At 73.6% G+C, this 17,562-nt stretch carries 16 protein-coding genes and 2 riboswitches; of the genes, 9 read left to right on the top strand and 7 right to left on the bottom strand.

All coding sequences use genetic code 11. The features are described from left to right. Positions 1-52: 52 nt before the first annotated feature. Both ACFQ80_RS14050 and rfbB read left to right on the top strand, forming a co-directional pair. Entirely contained in the window at positions 53-1,366 is a 1,314-nt protein-coding gene (locus tag ACFQ80_RS14050) for a UDP-glucose dehydrogenase family protein (protein ID WP_430564087.1), read from the top strand. 36 nt (positions 1,367-1,402) lie between these two features. Next, on the top strand, positions 1,403-2,398 hold the full coding sequence (gene rfbB / locus ACFQ80_RS14045) for a dTDP-glucose 4,6-dehydratase (protein ID WP_430564086.1): 996 nt from the start codon (positions 1,403-1,405) through the stop codon (positions 2,396-2,398). A 22-nt stretch (positions 2,399-2,420) separates the two neighbouring features. Here rfbB and ACFQ80_RS14040 read toward each other — a convergent pair whose 3' ends face one another. Beyond that, the gene (locus ACFQ80_RS14040) at positions 2,421-3,038 is read right to left on the bottom strand and encodes a dTDP-4-dehydrorhamnose 3,5-epimerase family protein (RefSeq protein ID WP_430564085.1); all 618 of its coding nucleotides are present in this window, start codon (positions 3,036-3,038) and stop codon (positions 2,421-2,423) included. A gap of 62 nt (positions 3,039-3,100) precedes the next feature. On the opposite strand from ACFQ80_RS14040, the gene rfbD reads away from it, so the two are divergent. Then, positions 3,101-3,985 carry a dTDP-4-dehydrorhamnose reductase gene (rfbD, locus tag ACFQ80_RS14035; RefSeq protein ID WP_430564084.1) on the top strand — a complete coding sequence of 295 codons (885 nt, stop codon included), beginning with the start codon at positions 3,101-3,103 and terminating at the stop codon, positions 3,983-3,985. A 24-nt stretch (positions 3,986-4,009) separates the two neighbouring features. Here the strand turns inward: rfbD and rfbA are convergent, their stop codons facing one another. From rfbA to ACFQ80_RS14020, 3 genes are read right to left on the bottom strand one after another with little or no spacing between them, the layout of a single operon-like run. After that, on the bottom strand, positions 4,010-4,873 hold the full coding sequence (gene rfbA, locus ACFQ80_RS14030; RefSeq protein WP_430564083.1) for a glucose-1-phosphate thymidylyltransferase RfbA: 864 nt from the start codon (positions 4,871-4,873) through the stop codon (positions 4,010-4,012). A gap of 29 nt (positions 4,874-4,902) precedes the next feature. Then, positions 4,903-6,564 (bottom strand): glycosyltransferase, encoded by a 1,662-nt coding sequence (locus ACFQ80_RS14025; protein ID WP_430564082.1) that lies wholly within the window; start codon positions 6,562-6,564, stop codon positions 4,903-4,905. Continuing rightward, complete coding sequence (locus ACFQ80_RS14020; RefSeq protein ID WP_430564081.1) at positions 6,561-7,931, bottom strand: glycosyltransferase family 4 protein; 1,371 nt, start codon at positions 7,929-7,931, stop codon at positions 6,561-6,563. Before ACFQ80_RS14020 ends, ACFQ80_RS14025 begins: the two co-directional genes overlap by 4 nt. A gap of 76 nt (positions 7,932-8,007) precedes the next feature. On the opposite strand from ACFQ80_RS14020, the gene ACFQ80_RS14015 reads away from it, so the two are divergent. After that, positions 8,008-9,054, top strand: coding sequence for an LCP family protein (locus tag ACFQ80_RS14015; protein WP_430564080.1), 1,047 nt, complete (start codon positions 8,008-8,010; stop codon positions 9,052-9,054). Between the two features lie 30 nt (positions 9,055-9,084). Here the strand turns inward: ACFQ80_RS14015 and ACFQ80_RS14010 are convergent, their stop codons facing one another. Further along, positions 9,085-9,552 carry a hypothetical protein gene (locus ACFQ80_RS14010; protein ID WP_430564079.1) on the bottom strand — a complete coding sequence of 156 codons (468 nt, stop codon included), beginning with the start codon at positions 9,550-9,552 and terminating at the stop codon, positions 9,085-9,087. A gap of 159 nt (positions 9,553-9,711) precedes the next feature. Between ACFQ80_RS14010 and ACFQ80_RS14005 the strand changes: the two genes are divergently transcribed. Then, positions 9,712-11,058 carry an MFS transporter gene (locus tag ACFQ80_RS14005; RefSeq protein WP_430564078.1) on the top strand — a complete coding sequence of 449 codons (1,347 nt, stop codon included), beginning with the start codon at positions 9,712-9,714 and terminating at the stop codon, positions 11,056-11,058. A gap of 27 nt (positions 11,059-11,085) precedes the next feature. Here the strand turns inward: ACFQ80_RS14005 and ACFQ80_RS14000 are convergent, their stop codons facing one another. Together ACFQ80_RS14000 and serC are read right to left on the bottom strand one after the other, a co-directional pair. Further along, positions 11,086-11,919 (bottom strand): MHYT domain-containing protein, encoded by an 834-nt coding sequence (locus ACFQ80_RS14000; protein ID WP_430548657.1) that lies wholly within the window; start codon positions 11,917-11,919, stop codon positions 11,086-11,088. 132 nt (positions 11,920-12,051) lie between these two features. Then, positions 12,052-13,236 carry a phosphoserine transaminase gene (serC, locus tag ACFQ80_RS13995; protein ID WP_430564077.1) on the bottom strand — a complete coding sequence of 395 codons (1,185 nt, stop codon included), beginning with the start codon at positions 13,234-13,236 and terminating at the stop codon, positions 12,052-12,054. 148 nt (positions 13,237-13,384) lie between these two features. Between serC and ACFQ80_RS13990 the strand changes: the two genes are divergently transcribed. The 4 genes from ACFQ80_RS13990 (at position 13,385) to ACFQ80_RS13975 (ending at position 17,538) form a co-directional block, all read left to right on the top strand. Further along, positions 13,385-14,104: a metal-dependent transcriptional regulator gene (locus ACFQ80_RS13990; protein ID WP_430564076.1), complete on the top strand. Its 720-nt coding sequence runs from the start codon at positions 13,385-13,387 to the stop codon at positions 14,102-14,104. Between the two features lie 131 nt (positions 14,105-14,235). Further along, a riboswitch (cyclic di-AMP (ydaO/yuaA leader) is annotated at positions 14,236-14,413 on the top strand. A 3-nt stretch (positions 14,414-14,416) separates the two neighbouring features. After that, complete coding sequence (locus ACFQ80_RS13985; protein ID WP_430548660.1) at positions 14,417-15,205, top strand: C40 family peptidase; 789 nt, start codon at positions 14,417-14,419, stop codon at positions 15,203-15,205. A gap of 190 nt (positions 15,206-15,395) precedes the next feature. Further along, a riboswitch (cyclic di-AMP (ydaO/yuaA leader) is annotated at positions 15,396-15,582 on the top strand. Continuing rightward, positions 15,583-16,395, top strand: a complete 813-nt coding sequence (locus ACFQ80_RS13980) for a C40 family peptidase (protein ID WP_430548661.1) — start codon at positions 15,583-15,585, stop codon at positions 16,393-16,395. 174 nt (positions 16,396-16,569) lie between these two features. Next, the gene (locus ACFQ80_RS13975) at positions 16,570-17,538 is read left to right on the top strand and encodes a universal stress protein (protein ID WP_430548662.1); all 969 of its coding nucleotides are present in this window, start codon (positions 16,570-16,572) and stop codon (positions 17,536-17,538) included. Positions 17,539-17,562 lie beyond the last annotated feature (24 nt).

The following is a 17,562-nucleotide window of genomic DNA, read 5'->3' as shown; positions in this document are numbered from 1 at the left end:
CCGTGTGACGCGCCCCAGTCCCTGTGGACGCCTGGCGAAGGGCAGCAGTCATATGCGCATCTCGGTGATCGGTCTGGGCTATCTGGGCGCGGTGCACGCCGCGAGCCTGGCCCACCTCGGCCACGACGTGGTGGGGGTCGATGTCGACGCGGAGCGGGTGGACGCGCTGGCCGCGGGCAAGGCGCCGTTCTTCGAGCCAGGGCTGGACGAGCTGTTGTCGCAGGTCATGGGCACAGGCCGGCTGACCGTCTCGACCGACATGGCTGCGGTCGCCGGGTCACAGGTGCACTTCGTGTGCGTCGGGACGCCCCAGCGGAAGGACGGTCCCGCGGCCGACCTCGCCTTCGTCGACGCCGCGGTGGACGAGCTGGTCGAGTTCCTCGCGGCGGGTGAAATCGTCGTCGGCAAGTCCACCGTCCCGGTGGGCACGGCGCGACGACTCGCGGGCGTCGTCGCGGCGGCGCGGCCCGGGGCGGTGCTCGCCTGGAACCCGGAGTTCCTGCGCGAGGGCTTCGCCGTGCAGGACACGCTGCACCCCGACCGCCTCGTCTACGGCGTGCCGGACGGCGCGGCGGGGGAGCGGGCCACGGCGACGCTCGACGCCGTCTACGCCCGGCCGCTCGCCGAGGGCGTGCCGCGGATCGTCACGGACTACCCGACGGCCGAGCTGGTGAAGGTGGCCGCCAACTCGTTCCTCGCCACCAAGATCTCCTTCATCAACGCCATGGCCGAGCTGTGCGAGGTGGCGGGGGGCGACGTCGCCCGCCTCGCGGACGCGATCGGCCACGACGCGCGCATCGGGCGCCGCTTCCTCAACGCCGGCCTCGGCTTCGGGGGAGGCTGCCTCCCCAAGGACATCCGCGCCTTCCGCGCCCGCGCCGACGAGCTCGGGGCGGGCGACGCCGTCGCCTTCCTCGGCGAGGTGGACGCCATCAACACGCGCCGTCGTACCCGCATGGTGGACCTCGCGTCCGAGGTGCTGGGCGGGATGGTGGAGGGCGCCGAGGTCACGGTGCTCGGCGCCGCGTTCAAGCCCGACAGCGACGACGTCCGCGACTCGCCGGCCCTCGACGTCGCGGCCCGCCTGGCGGAGCTGGGCGCCGTCGTGACGGTGCACGACCCGCAGGCCATCGACAACGCCCGCGCGAAGCAGCCGCACCTCCACTACGAGCGGGACCTGGAGGCCGCGCTCGCCGGCGCGGACGCCGTCCTCCTCCTCACGGAGTGGAAGCAGTACCGCGACCTCGACCCGGAGCACGTGGGCACGCTGGTCGCGCAGCGCACGATCCTCGACGGCCGCAACGCCCTGGACCGCGCCGCGTGGACCGGGGGCGGCTGGCAGTATCGTGCTCTCGGCCGGCGCTGAGCCGGTCGTTCCCTCCACAGATGGGTTCAGGTCCTCATGCGGGTTCTGGTCACCGGTGGCGCCGGTTTCATCGGGGCGAACTTCGTCCAGCAGACGGTCGCGGAGCGCCCGGACGCCGTGGTGACGGTGCTGGACGCGTTGACGTACGCCGGGGACCGGTCGTCGTTGGCCCCGGTCGCGGACCGGGTGAACTTCGTCCAGGCGTCCGTCACCGACGCGGAGGCGGTGGACGGCCTCGTGGGCGACGCGGACCTCGTCGTGCACTTCGCCGCGGAGTCGCACAACGACAACTCGCTGGCGGACCCGTCGCCGTTCGTGCAGACCAACGTGGTGGGCACGTTCACCCTGCTCGAGGCGGTGCGCCGCCACGGGGTGCGGTACCACCACATCTCGACGGACGAGGTCTACGGCGACCTGCCGCTGGAGGGCGACGAGAGGTTCACCCCGGCGACGCCGTACAACCCCTCGAGCCCGTACTCGTCGACGAAGGCCGGCTCCGACCTGCTGGTGCGCGCGTGGGTACGCTCGTTCGGCGTCGAGGCCACGATCTCGAACTGCTCGAACAACTACGGCCCGTACCAGCACGTGGAGAAGTTCATCCCGCGGCAGGTCACCAACCTCATCGACGGGACCCGTCCCCGCCTGTACGGGGCAGGGCTGAACGTGCGCGACTGGATCCACGTCCACGACCACAACACCGCCGTGTGGGCGATCATCGACCGCGGCCGCGTCGGCGAGACGTACCTCATCGGCGCCGACGGCGAGACGAACAACCTCGAGGTGGTGCGCACCCTGAACGAGCTGTTCGGGCGCGACGCGGACGACTTCGACCACGTCGCCGACCGCCCGGGGCACGACCTGCGCTACGCGATCGACGCCACGAGGCTGCGCACCGAGCTCGGTTGGACCCCGCAGTTCACCGACTTCCGCACCGGACTCGCCGCGACCGTCGACTGGTACCGCGCGCACGAGGACTGGTGGCGCCCCGCCAAGGCCGCCGTCGAGGCCAGGTACGCCAGCACCGGCCAGTAGGACCGGGAGGAGCCGCGCGGCGTCAGCCGCGCAACGACGCGACGAAGTCCTGCACGGCGTCGTGGGTGGGCAGCAGGCCCTGGGCCTTCGCCTCGGCCAGGCCGGGGGCGGCGGTGTCCTTGTCGGACAACTGCGCGACCAGCGGCGAGCCGTCGCGGGCCGTCGTGGGCCACTCGATGCCGACCTCCGGGTCCAGGGGGTGGATGCCGTGCTCGTGGCCGGGGTTGTAGCCCGCGGAGCACAGGTAGAGCACGGTCGAGCCGTCCTCCAGGGACATGAACGCGTGGCCCAGGCCCTCGCCGAGGTAGATGGCGCGCCGGTCGACGTCGTCGAGCAGGACGGAGTCCCACCGCCCGAAGGTGGGCGAGCCGACGCGGAGGTCGACGACGACGTCGAGGACGGCACCCTTCGCGCAGGTGACGTACTTGGCCTGGCCGGGCGGCACGTCGGCGAAGTGGATGCCGCGCAGCACGCCGGCGGCGGACACCGAGGCGTTGGCCTGCTGCAGGTCGAGCCGGTGGCCGACGGCCTCGGCGAACGGTCCGGACCGGAACCACTCGAGGAAGACACCGCGCGGGTCGCCGTGCTGCTGCGGGGTGATCTCGTAGGCGCCGGGGACGGCCAGCTCGCGGATCTGCACGGGGCGCTCCTTCGCGGGGTCGGCCAGGTTTCGACGACGGGTCGGGCCCGTAGGATCCTACGGTGACCGAGACCACGACGGCACCGCCCGCCACCTCCGCGTCGCGACGCTGGCTGGTCGTCGGCGCCACGGGAATGCTGGGGACCGACCTGCTGGCCCGTCTCGGGGACGCCGGGGCGGACGTCGTCGGGCTGCGTCGGGCGGACCTCGACGTCACGGACGCCGACGCCGTCCTGGCCGCGGCCCGCGGGTTCGACGTCGTGGTCAACGCCGCCGCGTGGACGGCGGTCGACGACGCCGAGGCCCACGAGGCCGAGGCGTTCCGCGTCAATGCGACCGGAGCCGCGAATCTCGCGCGGGCCGCGCACGCGGCGGGCGCCCGCCTGGTGCAGGTGTCCACGGACTACGTGTTCGACGGCGCCGCCACCGCGCCCTACGACGAGGACGCGCCGCTCGCGCCCGTGTCCGCGTACGGGCGCACCAAGGCCGCGGGGGAGTGGGCCGTGCGCGCGGAGGCGCCGGACCACCTGATCGTGCGGACCGCCTGGCTGTACGGGGCGCACGGCGGCTGCTTCCCGAGGACGATGGCGCGACTCGGCGCCGAGAGGGACCGTCTCGCGGTCGTGGACGACCAGGTCGGCCAGCCCACCTGGACGCGCGACCTGGCCGACCTGATCGCCCGCCTCGTCGAGGCGGGGGTCCCGGCGGGCACGTACCACGGCACGGCCTCGGGGCGGACGTCGTGGTTCGGGTTCGCCCGCCGCATCCTTGCGTCCGCGGGCCAGACGACCCCGCTGGAGCCCACGACGTCCGACGCGTTCGTGCGCCCCGCGCCGCGGCCGGCGTTCTCCGTGCTCGGCCACGACGCCCTGCGGGCCGCCGGTGTCGCGCCCATCGGCGACTGGGCGGAGCGCTGGGACGCCGCCGCGGCCGAGGTGCTCGCCTGAGCCCGCTCGCCTGAGCCTGCCGGGCTACTGCTCGAGCAGGCCGAGCAGGTAGGTGCCGTAGCCGGACTTCACGAGGGCCTCGGCGCGGACGCGCAGCTCGTCGTCGGACAGGAAGCCGCGCCGCCACGCGACCTCCTCGGGGGCGCCCACCTTGAGGCCCTGGCGGCGCTCGATCGTGCGGACGAAGTCGGACGCCTCCAGCAGCGAGTCGAACGTGCCCGTGTCGAGCCACGCCGTGCCGCGGGGCAGCACCTCCACGTGCAGGTCCCCGCGGTCGAGGTAGGTGCGGTTGACGTCCGTGATCTCGTATTCGCCGCGTGCCGACGGCTGGAGGTCCTTGGCGATCTCGACCACGTCGTTGTCGTAGAAGTACAGCCCCGGCACGGCGTAGCTCGACTTCGGCCGGGCCGGCTTCTCCTCCAACGACACGGCGCGCCCGTCGGCGTCGAACTCGACCACGCCGTACGCCCTCGGGTCCGCGACCCGGTAGGCGAACACGGCGCCGCCGTCGACGGACGTGTACTTCTGCAGCTGGTCGCCCAGCCCCTGCCCGTAGAAGATGTTGTCGCCGAGCACCAGCGCCGCGGCGTCGGCCCCGAGGAAGTCCTCGCCGAGCACGAACGCCTGCGCCAGGCCGTTCGGCACCTGCTGCACGGCGTAGGTGATCGAGATGCCGAACTGCGACCCGTCCCCGAGCAACCGCCGGAACTGCTCCGCGTCGTGTGGTGTCGTGATCACCAGCACGTCGCGGATGCCCGCGAGCAGCAGCGTCGACAGCGGGTAGTAGATCATCGGCTTGTCGAAGACCGGCACCAGCTGCTTGCTCACCCCGAGGGTGATCGGGTGTAGCCGGGTGCCGCTGCCGCCCGCCAGGATGATTCCGCGCATCGTTGCCAGTCCCTCCGCCGGTTCAGTCCTTAAGAGTGTGCCGTGACCCGCGCGTACACGTCGGCGTACCGGCCCACGAGCCGCTCCCACGTGCGCTCGGCGGCGACGTGGCGGCCGGCATCGACGAGCGCGGCGCGGTGGGCGTCGTCGTCGAGCACGCGCGCGACGGCGTCGGCCCACGCGGCGGTGTCGTCGGGCTCCACCAGGACGCCGGCGGCCGCGCCGCCACCTGGTCCGGCATCGAGCGGCGAGAGCACCTCGGCGAGCGCGGGCAGGTCGCTGGCGACGACCGGCCGCCCGAGGGCCATCGCCTCGACGGGCTTGAGTGGCGTGACGAGGCGCGTGACGCGGTCGGGGCGGCGCGGCACGAGCACCACGTCGAGCGCGGCGAGGTAGGTGCGCGCCACGTCCCGCGGCACGCGCCCGGGCAGGTGGGCGTGCTGGCCCAGCCCGAGCTCGTCGGCGAGTCGCAGCAGGCGCGGCCGGTCGACGCCGTCGCCCACGACCAGGGCGGACACGTCGACGCCGCGCGACCGCAGCAGGGCGACCGTGCGCAGCACGGTGTCCAGGCCCTCGTACCCGACCACGCTGCTCACCGTGCCGACGACGAACGGCGCGGTGCGCAGGCCCAGCGCGGCGCGTGCCTCGACGGCCGACGGCGCGGGGCGCAGCAGGGCGGCATCGACGGCGTTCGGCACCACGGTGATGCGCTCGTCGGGCACGCCGCGCCCGACGAGCTCGTCGCGCATCGTCCCGCTGAGGGTGACGACGTGGTCCGCCGTCAGGGCGAGGTCGGTCTCGCGGGCGCGCACCAGCGCGAACCGCTCCGAGGCGGCGGCACGCTCGCGCCCCTCGGGCGTCGGGTGCGATGCGGCCCACGTCTCCTCCGGCAGCCCGCGCACCTCGTAGACCCAGGGCAGGCCCGCCCGGGCGGCGGCGGCGCGGGCGGCGTCGCCGGTGGTCCACGGGGTGGTGGCGTGCACGACGGCGGGGCGCGCGTCGTCGAGCGCGCGGGCCAGCAGGTCGACGCCGTCCGCGGCGCGGCGCCGGTGGTCCGCGGGCAGGGACCGCGGCACGAGGCGCCGGTAGGTCACGCCGTCGACGATGTCCGCGCCGCGGGCGCCGAGCGCCCCGATCATCAGGGGATAGCCGGCCCGCGTGGTCGCGGTGACCTCGTGCCCTGCGGCGCGCTGCGCGGCGAGGACGGCGTGGGTGCGCAGCGTGTACCCGCTCTGCGTGTGCGGCAGCGAGTTGGTGAGGTGGTGGTGGACTGCCACCGGGTCGGCGGGGCGGGCCGGATCTTCACCCGGTCCGGTGGGGGACCTCTTTTCACCCGCTCGCCCCGGGAGATCGTCCGCATCCCGAGACGGTCCGGGGCCGGGGACGGCCTCGAGCACGGCCACCTGACCCAGCAGCGACGCCCGGACCCGGCGGCCGGCGCGGGTCGTCGGGGCGGCCGCGCGCAGGGTCGCGACGTCTCCGTCCTGCCACGCGGCACGCAGCCGCCCGGCCTCGCCGGAGGTGCCGTCGCCCAGCGCCCGTTCCACCCACGGCACGACGACGGCGCTCACCCGGGCCGGGGTGCGTCGCGCCGCCTGGAGCACCAGCCACGCCGGGTCGGTACGCAGGGCCCGGCCCACGAAGGACGCGGCGAACCGCGCGTCGCGGGCCAGCTCGCGCACGCGCGTCATCGCGCCTCCGTGGCCGCCGGGTCGGTGAGCTCGCGCAGCAGGTCGACGTACCGCGCGGCGAGCGTGTCGTCGTCGGCGTTGCGGGCCACCCACTCCGCGGCGCGCGGGTCGGCGACCGGCACGTCGCCGGACGAGGCCCAGCTCGACCACAGCTCGGTGAGCGCGTCGACGTCGCCGGGCGGCACCACCGACCCGGCGCCGGAGCGCTGCACGAGCGCCGCGGCCTCGCCGGCCACGCACGCGGTGGCGTACGCCCCCGACGCCATCACCTCGTACAGCTTCGACGGCACGGTCCACTCCAGGGGCTTCCAGTCGCGCAGCGACACCACCACGGTGTCCGCCCACGCGTAGTAGCGGCGGATCTCGTCGTGCGGCACGGCCCCCACGAACGTCACCGGAGCGTCGAGCTCGGCCACCAGCCCCTCGAGGAACGGCACGCGCGCGCCCGCCCCCACGATGCGGACGTCGAGCCGCAGCCCGCGACGGGACACCTGGGCCGCGGCGCGCACCACCGACTGCAGGTCCTGGGCGCGCCCCACCGTGCCCGCGTACACGACGCGCAGCGCCCGGGCCGGCGGGGCGTCGTCGGGCCGGCCGCCGACCTGGTCGTCCGGGGTGAGCGGCTGGAACGACGTGCCGTTGCGCACGACGGCGACGCGTCGCACGCCCCGCTCGAGCAGCACCTGGGCGAACGTCTCGGTCGTCGTGACGACGACGTCCGCGCGCGACTGGAGCCGCGTCACCGCCCGGTGCACGACGGCGCGCGCGCCCGCGAGGGCACGGGAGGTGGCGGACCGTCGCGCGTCGAGCACGCCGCTCGGCTCGATGAGGTCCGGCCAGGCGTCGCGCATCTCGATCACGAGCCGGGCGCGCAGCAGCCGCGCCAGCAGCCACGCGGCGAACATCGACGGGATGCCGGGCACGGTGCCGACCACGACGTCGGGCCGCTCGGCCCGCTGCCGGAAGTGCCGGACGCCCAGCACGACGGCGCTCGCCGCGGCCACAGACTGGTCCATCGTGCGCGAGAGCAGGTCGGCGGCGTGCGGACGGAACCTGGTGCGGACCACGCGCTCGCCGTGCCGGCCCCGGGAGACCGACCCTGGCCGGTGGTCGGCGGCCGCGCCCTGCAGCCGTCCGCTCGGGTAGTGCGGGGGTGGGGTGAGGACGGCGACGTCGACGCCCGCGTCCATGAGGCGCGGCGTCAGCGAGTCCCACCGACGTTGCGGGGCGCCGTGCTCGGGCGGGTAGTGGTGCGTGACCAGCAGCACGCGGGAGCGCTCCGACGACGACGGCGGCGTCGCCCGGGTGCCGTGCATGGTCGTGCCTCTCGTCTCGCTCGCGTGCCCGCGGGCCCTGCGGCGGCGCACCCGGCGAATGGTACGGCGGGAAGCCTCACGAGCGGAACACGCCGTCGTCGCGACCAGGCCCGTAGGATCCCGCCCTGTGAGCCGAGCCACCGCCCCGCACCGCCACGCCCGTACCGAGGCGCGCCGCAGCCGTCGTGCGCTTGCCGTCGTCCTGGTGGTCGTGCTGCTGGTCGCCGCCGGAGGTCTCGGAGCGGCCTGGTGGTTCCAGCGCAGCCTGGACGGCAACATCGAGCGGATCGGCGACCCGTTCGCCGAGATCCCGGCCGGCAGCAGCCCCGAGGTCGAGGCGGAGACCGAGGCGGTCAACCTGCTCGTCCTGGGCTCGGACAGCCGGATCTCCGCCGGAGACCCGTCGCAGTGGAAGGCCGGCGCGCAGCGCACCGACGCGATCATGCTGGTCCACCTCCCGGCGAACCGGAAGAGCGCCCAGGTGGTCTCGATCCCGCGCGACTCGTGGGTCGACGTCCCCGGGCACGGCGAGGCCAAGATCAACGCGGCCTTCTCCTACGGCGGCCCGGCGCTGATGATCCAGACTGTCCAGGAGCTCACCGGCGTGAAGATCGACCACTTCGTGGTCACCGACTTCGAGTCGTTCACGTCGATGACGGACGCGCTCGACGGCGTGCGCATCCGCGTGCCGGAGGACATCGGCGACGGCAAGCAGGTCTTCTTCTCGAAGGGCGTCCACATGATGTCCGGCGAGGAGGCGCTGAAGTACACGCGCCAGCGCCACGGTCTGGCCAACGGCGACTTCGGCCGCGTCCAGCGGCAGCAGAACTGGATGCGCGCCATCCTCGCCAAGGTCAACAACAACCGGAACGACGTCGGCATGATGACCGAGTTCTTCACCACGGTGAGCAGGTCGGTCGCCGCCGACGACGGGTTCACCATCGACCGGATGCGCAACCTCTACATGAGCGCGCGCGGGCTGAGCACCAACGACGTCGACTTCATGACCGCGCCGTACTCGGGCACGGGGCGCAGCGACGACGGGCAGTCGATCGTCGTCCTCGACCGCGAGCGGTTCGACCCGCTGATGAAGGCGATCGCCAAGGACGAGGCGGGCAGCTACGTCAAGGAGCACACCGACGACCTCGAGGTGCTCCCGGCGACGGTGAAGTAGGCGGGCGGCGCACGCCCACGACGCGCAGGGTCAGGCGGCGGTGTCGACGGCGACGCGGCCGTCGGCGAACGTCATGCCCTGCACGACGGTGCCCGGGTAGCGGGCGGCGAGCAGCCGCTGCACGTCCAGCGCGATGCGGGCGTCGGGGCGGATCTGGACCGACCCGGCGGGCAGGCCCTTCGCGGACAGGACGGACTCGATGCGGTTCTTGGCGAGCCCCAGCAGCTTGTGCGCGGGCAGGCCGCCGGCGCTGGCGTCGACGGACAGCACGGCGACACCACCGTCGAAGCCCTCGACGCGCAGCCGCGACCGGACGGCGGGCACCAGACGGGTGGCGAGCTTGAGCGCGCCGGGCAGGTTCTTCACCGCCCGGGCGTCGGCGACGACCTCGAGCTCGTCGCCGGCCCCGCCGACGGACGTGACGAAGCGGGGCAGGGTCCGGCCTCCCAGGAGGCCGAGCTCGTTCAGGGTCTCCGCGAGGGACATCTCGGTGCGCACGGCGCATACCGTACTGGACTCGGTGGGACGCGTGGGCCGGGTCACTCACCAGGCGGGGAATAGAACGATTCGATAGTCTGTTGCCACGGTCGACGACACCCCGAGGAGAAGGAGATCCGTGGCCCCCGCGAGCGACGAACCAGCCGGGGAGCTCGATCGATGAGCGCCACCTTCTCCTCCCTGAAGTACACGAACTACCGCATCTGGTTCGCGGCAGCACTCGTCGCCAACGTCGGGACGTGGATGCAGCGCATCGCCCAGGACTGGATCGTCCTCACCGACCTCAGCGACGACTCGGGCATCGCCGTCGGCCTCACCACGGCCCTCCAGTTCGTGCCGTTCCTGCTGCTCTCCCCGTGGGCGGGCGTGCTCGCCGACCGGCTGCCGCGCCGTCGTCTCCTCATGGCCACCCAGGGCGGGATGGGCGTGCTGGCCCTCGCTCTCGGTGCCCTCGTGCTGTCCGGCCGGGCGGAGCTGTGGCACGTCTACGTCTTCGCGCTCCTGCTCGGCGTCGTGTCCGCGCTGGACAACCCCGCGCGCCAGACCTTCGTCGCCGACATGGTGCCGGCCGACAAGCTGCCGAACGCCGTCGGCCTGAACAGCGCGTCGTTCAACGCCGCGCGCCTCATCGGCCCCGGCGTGGCCGGGCTGCTCATCGCCGCCGTCGGCGCCGGCTGGGTCTTCATGATCAACGGCGTGACCTTCGGGGCGACGATCGCGGCCCTGGCACTCATGCGCGTGCGCGAGCTGCGGCCCCAGCCGGCCGCGCCGCGCGCCAAGGGCCAGATCCGCGAGGGCGTGCAGTACGTGCGCCGGCGGTCCGACATCGTCGTGATCATGGTCGTGATGTTCGTCGTCTCGACGTTCGGGCTGAACTTCCAGCTCACCTCCGCACTCATGGCGAGGGTCGAGTTCGGGCGCGGGGCCAGCGAGTACGGCATCCTCGGCTCGGTCCTCGCGATCGGCTCCCTCGCGGGAGCCCTGCTCGCCGCGCGCCGGGACCGCCCGCGGGTGCGCCTGGTCATCGGCTCGGCGTTCGCCTTCGCGCTCTCGACGGCGGTGCTCGGCCTCATGCCGACCTACCCGGCGTTCGTCGTCGCGTGCATCCCGGTGGGGCTGTCGTCGCTCACGATGATGACGGCGGCCAACAGTGCGCTCCAGGTGTCCACGGACCCGGCGATGCGGGGCCGGGTCATCGCCCTGTACGTGATGGTCTTCCAGGGCGCGACGCCGATCGGCTCGCCCATCGTCGGCTGGATCGGCGAGGCGTGGGGCCCGCGCTGGTCGATCCTCGTGGGCTCGATCGCCACGTTCCTCGTCGCCGCGGGCGCGACCGCCTGGGCGGTACGGCGCTGGCACCTGCGGGTGCGCTACCGGGTGCTGTCGCGCCCGCACCTCGAGGTCGTCTACCTCGACCGCGAGGTGCTCGAGGGCGTCACCACGCGCGGCGGCGTGCGGCGCGAGCTGAGCCGCGCCGACGCCGAGCGGGTGCCGACGACGGCCTGACGGCGTCGGGCCGCCGCGGCGGCGCGCTCAGTGCCGGTGCGTGGCTGGCTCCCGCCGCGAGGCGCGCCGCGCCGGCGGGGTGATCCCGTTCGCGCGCCGCTGCATCCGTGCCTCGAACTCCTGCTGGTCCCGCATCTCCTCCTCGTTCGGCCACATCAGCACGACGAAGATGAGCGCGACCGTGAGCGCCGCGATCCCGAGGATGAGCGGGCCGAGCAGGTCGATGGCGGTCGTGCCGGTCGTCGGCACGCCCGAGGCCCCCGTGATCGTCAGGGCGGCCATGCCGGTGTAGTGCATGCCGCTGACGGCGACGCCCATGATGAGGGCCGCACCGAACGTCGCGGCGCGGCCGCGCACGTTCACGCTGAGCCAGAGGGCCGCCGTCGCCGCGACGATCGCGATGAGCACGGAGAGCCCCACCACGGGCAGGGAGAACTCCATGTGGCCCGTCATGCGCATGGCCGCGATGCCCATGTAGTGCATCGCCGCGACGCCGAGCCCGGCGACGATGCCGCCGGAGACCAGCCACAGGGGGCGGTCGCCCGCGAAGCCGACCAGGAACAGCCCCAGCGCGACGACGACCACGGCCACGAGGGCGCTGAGGACCGTCTGCGGGACGTCGTAGTTGATCGTCATGTCGGTGACCGTGAAGCCGAGCATGGCGATGAAGTGCATGACCCAGACGCCCGTGCCGCCGATGGCGACGGAGGCCACCAGCAGCCAGGCCGCGCGGGTCTTCGTGTCCGTCGCGGCGCGGGCTCGCGCCGTCGCGGACAGGCCGGTGGCCGCCCCGAGGCACGACGCGGCGTACGCGAGCAGCGGGGTGATCAGCCCGTAGGTGAAATGGTGCATCTCCGGCATGCGGGGCCTCCCGGCAACATCGCCCGTCTGTGACGAGGCGGCACGTTATCAGCCCGTGACCTAACGGGTGAAAAATGCTCGCTGAACTGGGACGATGTGAGGCGTGCTCGGGAGGCCCCGCCGGCGAGGGCGTCAGCCGAGGTGTGCCACCACGTGGTCGACGCAGGCGGTGAGGGCCCGGACGTCGTCGGGCTCGACGGCGGGGAACACCCCCACGCGCAGCTGGTTGCGGCCGAGCTTGCGGTACGGGAACACGTCGATGACGCCGTTCTCGCGCAGGACGCGGACGACGGCGGCGGCGTCGATCGCGTCGTCCAGGTCGATCGTCGCGACGACCGTGGACCGCTCGGCCGGGTCGGCGACGAACGGCGTCGCCCAGTCGCGCGCGTCGGCCCAGTCGTAGAGCACGCCCGCGGACTCCGCGGTACGGGCGCTCGACCACGCGAGGCCGCCCGTCCCCAGGAGCCACTCGACCTGCTCGGCGAGCAGCACCAGCGTCGCGACCGCGGGCGTGTTCAGCGTCTGGTCGAGGCGCGAGTTGGCGAGCGCGGTCGTCAGGGACAGGAACTCCGGCACCCACCGCCCGGTAGCGGTCCCGGCGGACGCCTCCACGCGCTCGGCGCGCTCGACCGCGGCCGGCGAGCAGACCGCGAGCCACAGGCCGCCGTCGGCCGCGAAGACCTTCTGCGGGCCGAAGTAGTAGACGTCGGTGTCGGCGACGTCCACCGGCAGCGCGCCCGCGCCCGACGTCGCGTCCACGAGGAGCAGGGCCCCGTCGGCGCGGGCGCCGGGCACCTGCCGCACCGGCGCCATCGCGCCGGTCGAGGTCTCGTTGTGCGGCGTCGCGTACACGTCCACGCCGTCGACCGGCGTGAGGTGCGCCACGGTGCCCGGCTCGGCCGACACCACGTCCGGGTCGGCGAGGAAGGGTGCGCGCGTCGTCGCCGCGGCGAACTTCCCGCCGAACTCCCCGAACACCGCGTGCTGTGCACGGCGCTCGACGAGGCAGGCCGCGGCGACCTCCCAGAACGCCGACGCGCCGCCGTTGCCGAGGGCCACCTCGTACCCGTCGGGCAGGGCGAACAGCTCGCCGAGGCCCGTGCGGACGCGCCGCACGAGGTCCTTCACGGCCGGCTGCCGGTGCGACGTCCCCAGCACCGGGGCCGCCGGGTCGCCCGAGGCGGCCAGCGCGGCGACCTGGGCGGGGCGCACCTTGGACGGGCCGGAGCCGAAGCGGCCGTCGGCCGGAAGGAGCGACGCCGGGATGACGACGCTCGGGTGGCTCGAAGGGCTCGGGTGGCTCGACGCAGCGGGCATGGTGTCTCCGGTTCCGGGCGAGTGGGAGCGGGTCGTCGGTGGGGCAGGGCAGGATGTCTCGTCAGGAGTGCGCACGACGGCGCCGCGCGACCCGGCCTGCGCCCACGCGTGCGAATAGACTAGGCCGCGCCGAATGACGGGAGTGGACGTGACCGACCTGATCGACACCACCGAGATGTACCTCAAGACGATCTACGAGCTCGGTGAGGAGGGCATCCCGCCGCTCCGCGCCCGCATCGCCGAGCGACTGGGGCACTCCGGGCCGACGGTGTCGCAGACGGTGGCGCGCATGGAGCGCGACGGTCTCGTCGTCGTGACGGGGGACCGCCACCTGGAGCTCACCGAGGCGGGGCAGACCAAGGCGACCCGCGTGATGCGCAAGCACCGGCTCGCCGAGCGGCTCCTCACGGACGTCATCAAGCTCGACTGGGAGCACGTGCACACCGAGGCGTGCCGCTGGGAGCACGTGATGAGCGACCTCGTCGAGAAGCGGCTCGTCACCCTGCTCGACCACCCCCACGCCGACCCGTACGGCAACCCGATCCCGGGTCTGTCCGAGCTGGGGGAGCAGTACAAGGACGTGCCGTTCCTCGAGGGCGTGCAGTCCCTGCCCGGCGTGCTCGAGGCGCGCAGGGCGAAGGGCCTGGCGGACGGCGACGGCGTCGAGCTGGTGCTCCAGCGGATCGCCGAGCCGCTCCAGGTGGACATCGAGCTGCTGGCGCGTCTCGCCGAGTCCGGTCTCGTGCCGGGCGCGCAGATCGTCGCGCGCACCGCCGGCGACGACATCGCGGTCGAGGTCGAGGGGTCCGGCATCGTGCTCGACCTGCCCGAGGAGCTGGCGAAGCACCTGTTCGTCGCGAGCCGCTGACCTGCGGTCCGGCTCCTGAGCCGGGGCGGCACGCCACATCGTGACCGCAGCGTGACATCGCCCGGGGTTGTCCGGTACGGTCGGGGCGCTCGTCGGAGTTCATCCTGCGAGCGCTCGACCGGACCGCCGAACCCTGCCACCGGCCGAGCTCCACGGACATCCGCACGGCAGGAGCGGGGGACCCACTTCGGGCGTCGGTGACGACGTCCTTGGGGTGAAGCCGGACGGGCCCGGTCACGGGCACGGACGGCCGGGTGTTTCTCCCACCCGAACCCGACAGCTGACCTCGCAGGCGACAGGAGAGGTAGACACGTGAGCGCACGCACGAACCACGGCCGGCACCGCGCCGCCCGTCGTCCGATCGCCCTCGCCCCGTCCGGCGTCGCCGGCCGCCGTGTGGCCGTGGCCGCCGCCGCCGGTGGCCTCCTGGTCTCGACCTTCGCCAGCGCCGGCGCCGCGCAGGCCGCCCCGGTCGACACCGACGCCGCCAAGAAGCTCAGCACCGTCGACCTCGGTGCCCTGACCGACCAGGCCCGCGAGGCCCTCGAGGCGGCCCCGGTCGTCACCGTCGACGCCAAGGCCAAGGTCGACGTCGAGAAGGTCACCGCGAAGATCGCGGCCGGCGCCGAGATCACCCCGGCCCCGGAGCCCGAGCCGGAGCCGGAGCCCGTCGTCGAGGAGTCGTCGGTCGACGCGGACCGCTCCACCAGCACCGTCTCCCGCTCCGAGGAGCGCGCCGAGGTCGAGACCGCCGTCCCGGCGTCCGCCAACGGCTCGGCCATCGTCTCCATCGCGATGCGCTACGTGGGCGTCCCGTACGTCTCCGGCGGCTCCAGCCCGTCCGGCTTCGACTGCTCCGGCCTGACGCAGTACGTCTACGCGCAGGTCGGCATCAACCTCCCGCGCACCTCGTCCGCGCAGCGCAACGCCGGCACCGTCGTCTCCGCCTCCGAGGCGAAGCCGGGCGACCTGGTCTGGACCCCGGGTCACGTCGCGATCTACGCCGGTGACGGCATGCAGATCGACGCCCCGAAGCCGGGCGACGTCGTGAAGTACCGCGCCATCTGGCAGTCGAACCCCACGTTCATCCGCGTCGGCTGAGTCTGTCCGACACGTCACACGGAGCCCCGCCGCGCCCTTGCGCGGTGGGGCTTCGTCGTGCGCGGGTAACCGGTTCGACCTGGGCGGACGCGCGTCCGGGAGCGTCGTCCACAGACGCTGTGACCGAAACGTGACATCGCCTCGCGCGTCCGCTACGGTGTCAACCACTCGGCGGGTGATCCGCCGGGTCTCGACCGGAACGCCGAGCCCTGCAGCCGGTCGGGGACCTTGACCGCACGCAGGGGCGGGGGACCCAATTTCGGGCGCTGTTCCACGGCGTCCTTGGGGTGAAGTCGCACGGACCTGGTCCGTGAGGCCGGGTGTTTCTCCCACCCGAACCCGACAGCTGACCTCGTAGGCGACAGGAGAGGGAACACGTGAACGCACGTACCACGCGCGCCCGGCACCGTGCCGCGCGCCGTCCGCTCGGCGGGCTGGTCCAGAGCGTCGGCTCCTCGGTGACCGGCCGTCGGGCCGTCGTCGCCGCAGCCGCCGGCGGACTGCTCGTCTCGACCTTCGCCAGCGCGAGCGCCGCCCAGGCGGCCCCGGTCGACACCGACTCGGCGAAGAAGCTCAGCACCGTCGATCTGGGCGCCCTGAGCGACCAGGCCCGCGAGGCGCTCGAGGCGGCTCCGGTCGTCACGGTCGAGTCCAAGGCCAAGGTCGACATGGAGACCATCAACAAGAAGATCGCGGCCAAGGCCGAGATCACCCCGGCGCCTGAGCCCGAGCCGGAGCCGGAGCCCGTCGTCGAGGAGCAGAGCACCGAGCGCTCCACCGAGACCGCCTCGCGCTCCGCGGAGCGCGAGGAGGCGCCGGCGGCAGCCGAGACCTCGTCCAACTCGTCGCTCGGCCAGCAGGCCGTGTCGATCGCGATGCGCTACATCGGCACGCCCTACGTCGTCGGCGGCGCCAGCCCGTCCGGCTTCGACTGCTCGGGCCTCACGTCCTACGTCTACGGCCAGCTCGGCATCGACCTGCCCCGTACCTCGTCGGACCAGCGCTACGCGGGCAAGCAGATCCCGTTCTCCGAGCTGCAGCCGGGTGACCTCATCTGGAGCCCCGGCCACATCGGCATCTACGCGGGCGACGGGATGGTCGTCGAGGCCTCCCGCCCGATCAACTGGGAGACCGGCTACCACAAGATGTGGCAGTCCGAGTCGGAGGCCGTCGCGCTGCGCGTGTTCTGACGCCGCCCGGCCGACTGGCCGCACCTGGACGCCGTCGACCCCCGTGCCCACCGGCAGGGGGGTCGACGTGTCTGGCGTCGCTTTGCTGTGACTTGCGCGATCCTTTCGCTACGCTTGAACCAGGCGCCCTCGACGACGAGGGCGAGCTCCTCGCCAGCGGACAGGAGGCGCGAGATGACACGGCCTGAGGTCGTCCTGGTAGGTGTCGACGGGTCTGCAGCCAGCCTGCACGCCCTCGACTGGGCTGCCGCGTACGCGCGGCGTGTGGGGTGGGGGCTGCACGTCGTCTGTTCCTACTCGTTGCCGTCGTTCACGGCCGCTTCGCTCGACGGCGGGTACGCCGCCCTGGACGACACCGCGATCCAGGAGGGCGCCAAGGCGGTCCTCGCCGAGGCGGAGGAACGGGTCGCCGCGAGCGGGGTCCCCGTGACCGGCACCGTCGCGACGGGGGACGCGGCAGGCGTGCTCGTCGAGATGTCGCGGGAGCACGCGCTCGCCGTCGTGGGCACGCGGGGCAAGGGCGGGTTCACCGAGCGGCTGCTCGGCACCGTCTCCTCGGCCCTGCCGGCGCACGCGCACTGCCCCACGGTGGTGGTGCCGTACCGCGGCGACGGGGGCGGCAGCACCGACGCCGCGGATCGCCGCGACGGCGACGTGGTGCACGAGGTACGCCGCATCGTGGTGGGCGTCGACGGGTCGCCGTCGGCCGAGGTCGCGCTGAAGCACGCCGTCTCGCAGGCGAAGGCGTGGGACGCGGAGCTTGTCGCGGTCGCCGGGGTGCCGCTCGGCGGCGGGGCGGGGATCCTGGCGTGGCTGCCGTCGCAGATCGACCACGAGACGGTCCTGGCCGACGTCAAGGCCGGCCTCGACGTCACCGTGGACCGGGCCCAGGCGGCGAACCCGGGCATGACGATCAAGCGGCACGTGCTCGACGGGACGGGTGCCGAGCTCCTCACCGAGTTCTCCACCGGGGCCGACCTCGTCGTGGTCGGCTCTCGCGGCCGCGGCGGGTTCCGCGGCCTGCTGCTCGGGTCCACCAGCCAGGCGGTGCTGCACCACTCCGCCTGCCCGGTGCTGGTCGTGACGCGCAAGTGCGACGAGGAGCTCAGCGAGGACGGCGCCGACTCCGCCTCCGCCGCCTGAGTGTCGTGAGCATGGTTCTGGCCC

Source organism: Isoptericola sp. NPDC056578 (assembly GCF_042793275.1).
In the GTDB taxonomy this organism is placed as follows: Bacteria; Actinomycetota; Actinomycetes; order Actinomycetales; family Cellulomonadaceae; genus Isoptericola.
The sequence above is the reverse complement of the archived record's forward strand: the minus strand, read 5'-3'. Positions and strand labels throughout refer to the sequence as shown.

Excerpts from the sequence above, each read along its gene's own strand:
- serC (WP_430564077.1), bottom strand. The coding sequence starts at position 13,236 with ATGCCCGCTGCGTCGAGCCACCCGAGCCCTTCGAGCCACCCGAGCGTC.
- rfbB (WP_430564086.1), top strand. The coding sequence starts at position 1,403 with ATGCGGGTTCTGGTCACCGGTGGCGCCGGTTTCATCGGGGCGAACTTC.
- ACFQ80_RS13975 (WP_430548662.1), top strand. The coding sequence starts at position 16,570 with ATGACACGGCCTGAGGTCGTCCTGGTAGGTGTCGACGGGTCTGCAGCC.
- ACFQ80_RS14005 (WP_430564078.1), top strand. The coding sequence starts at position 9,712 with ATGAGCGCCACCTTCTCCTCCCTGAAGTACACGAACTACCGCATCTGG.
- ACFQ80_RS14025 (WP_430564082.1), bottom strand. The coding sequence starts at position 6,564 with ATGACGCGCGTGCGCGAGCTGGCCCGCGACGCGCGGTTCGCCGCGTCC.
- ACFQ80_RS14050 (WP_430564087.1), top strand. The coding sequence starts at position 53 with ATGCGCATCTCGGTGATCGGTCTGGGCTATCTGGGCGCGGTGCACGCC.
- rfbA (WP_430564083.1), bottom strand. The coding sequence starts at position 4,873 with ATGCGCGGAATCATCCTGGCGGGCGGCAGCGGCACCCGGCTACACCCG.
- ACFQ80_RS14000 (WP_430548657.1), bottom strand. The coding sequence starts at position 11,919 with ATGCCGGAGATGCACCATTTCACCTACGGGCTGATCACCCCGCTGCTC.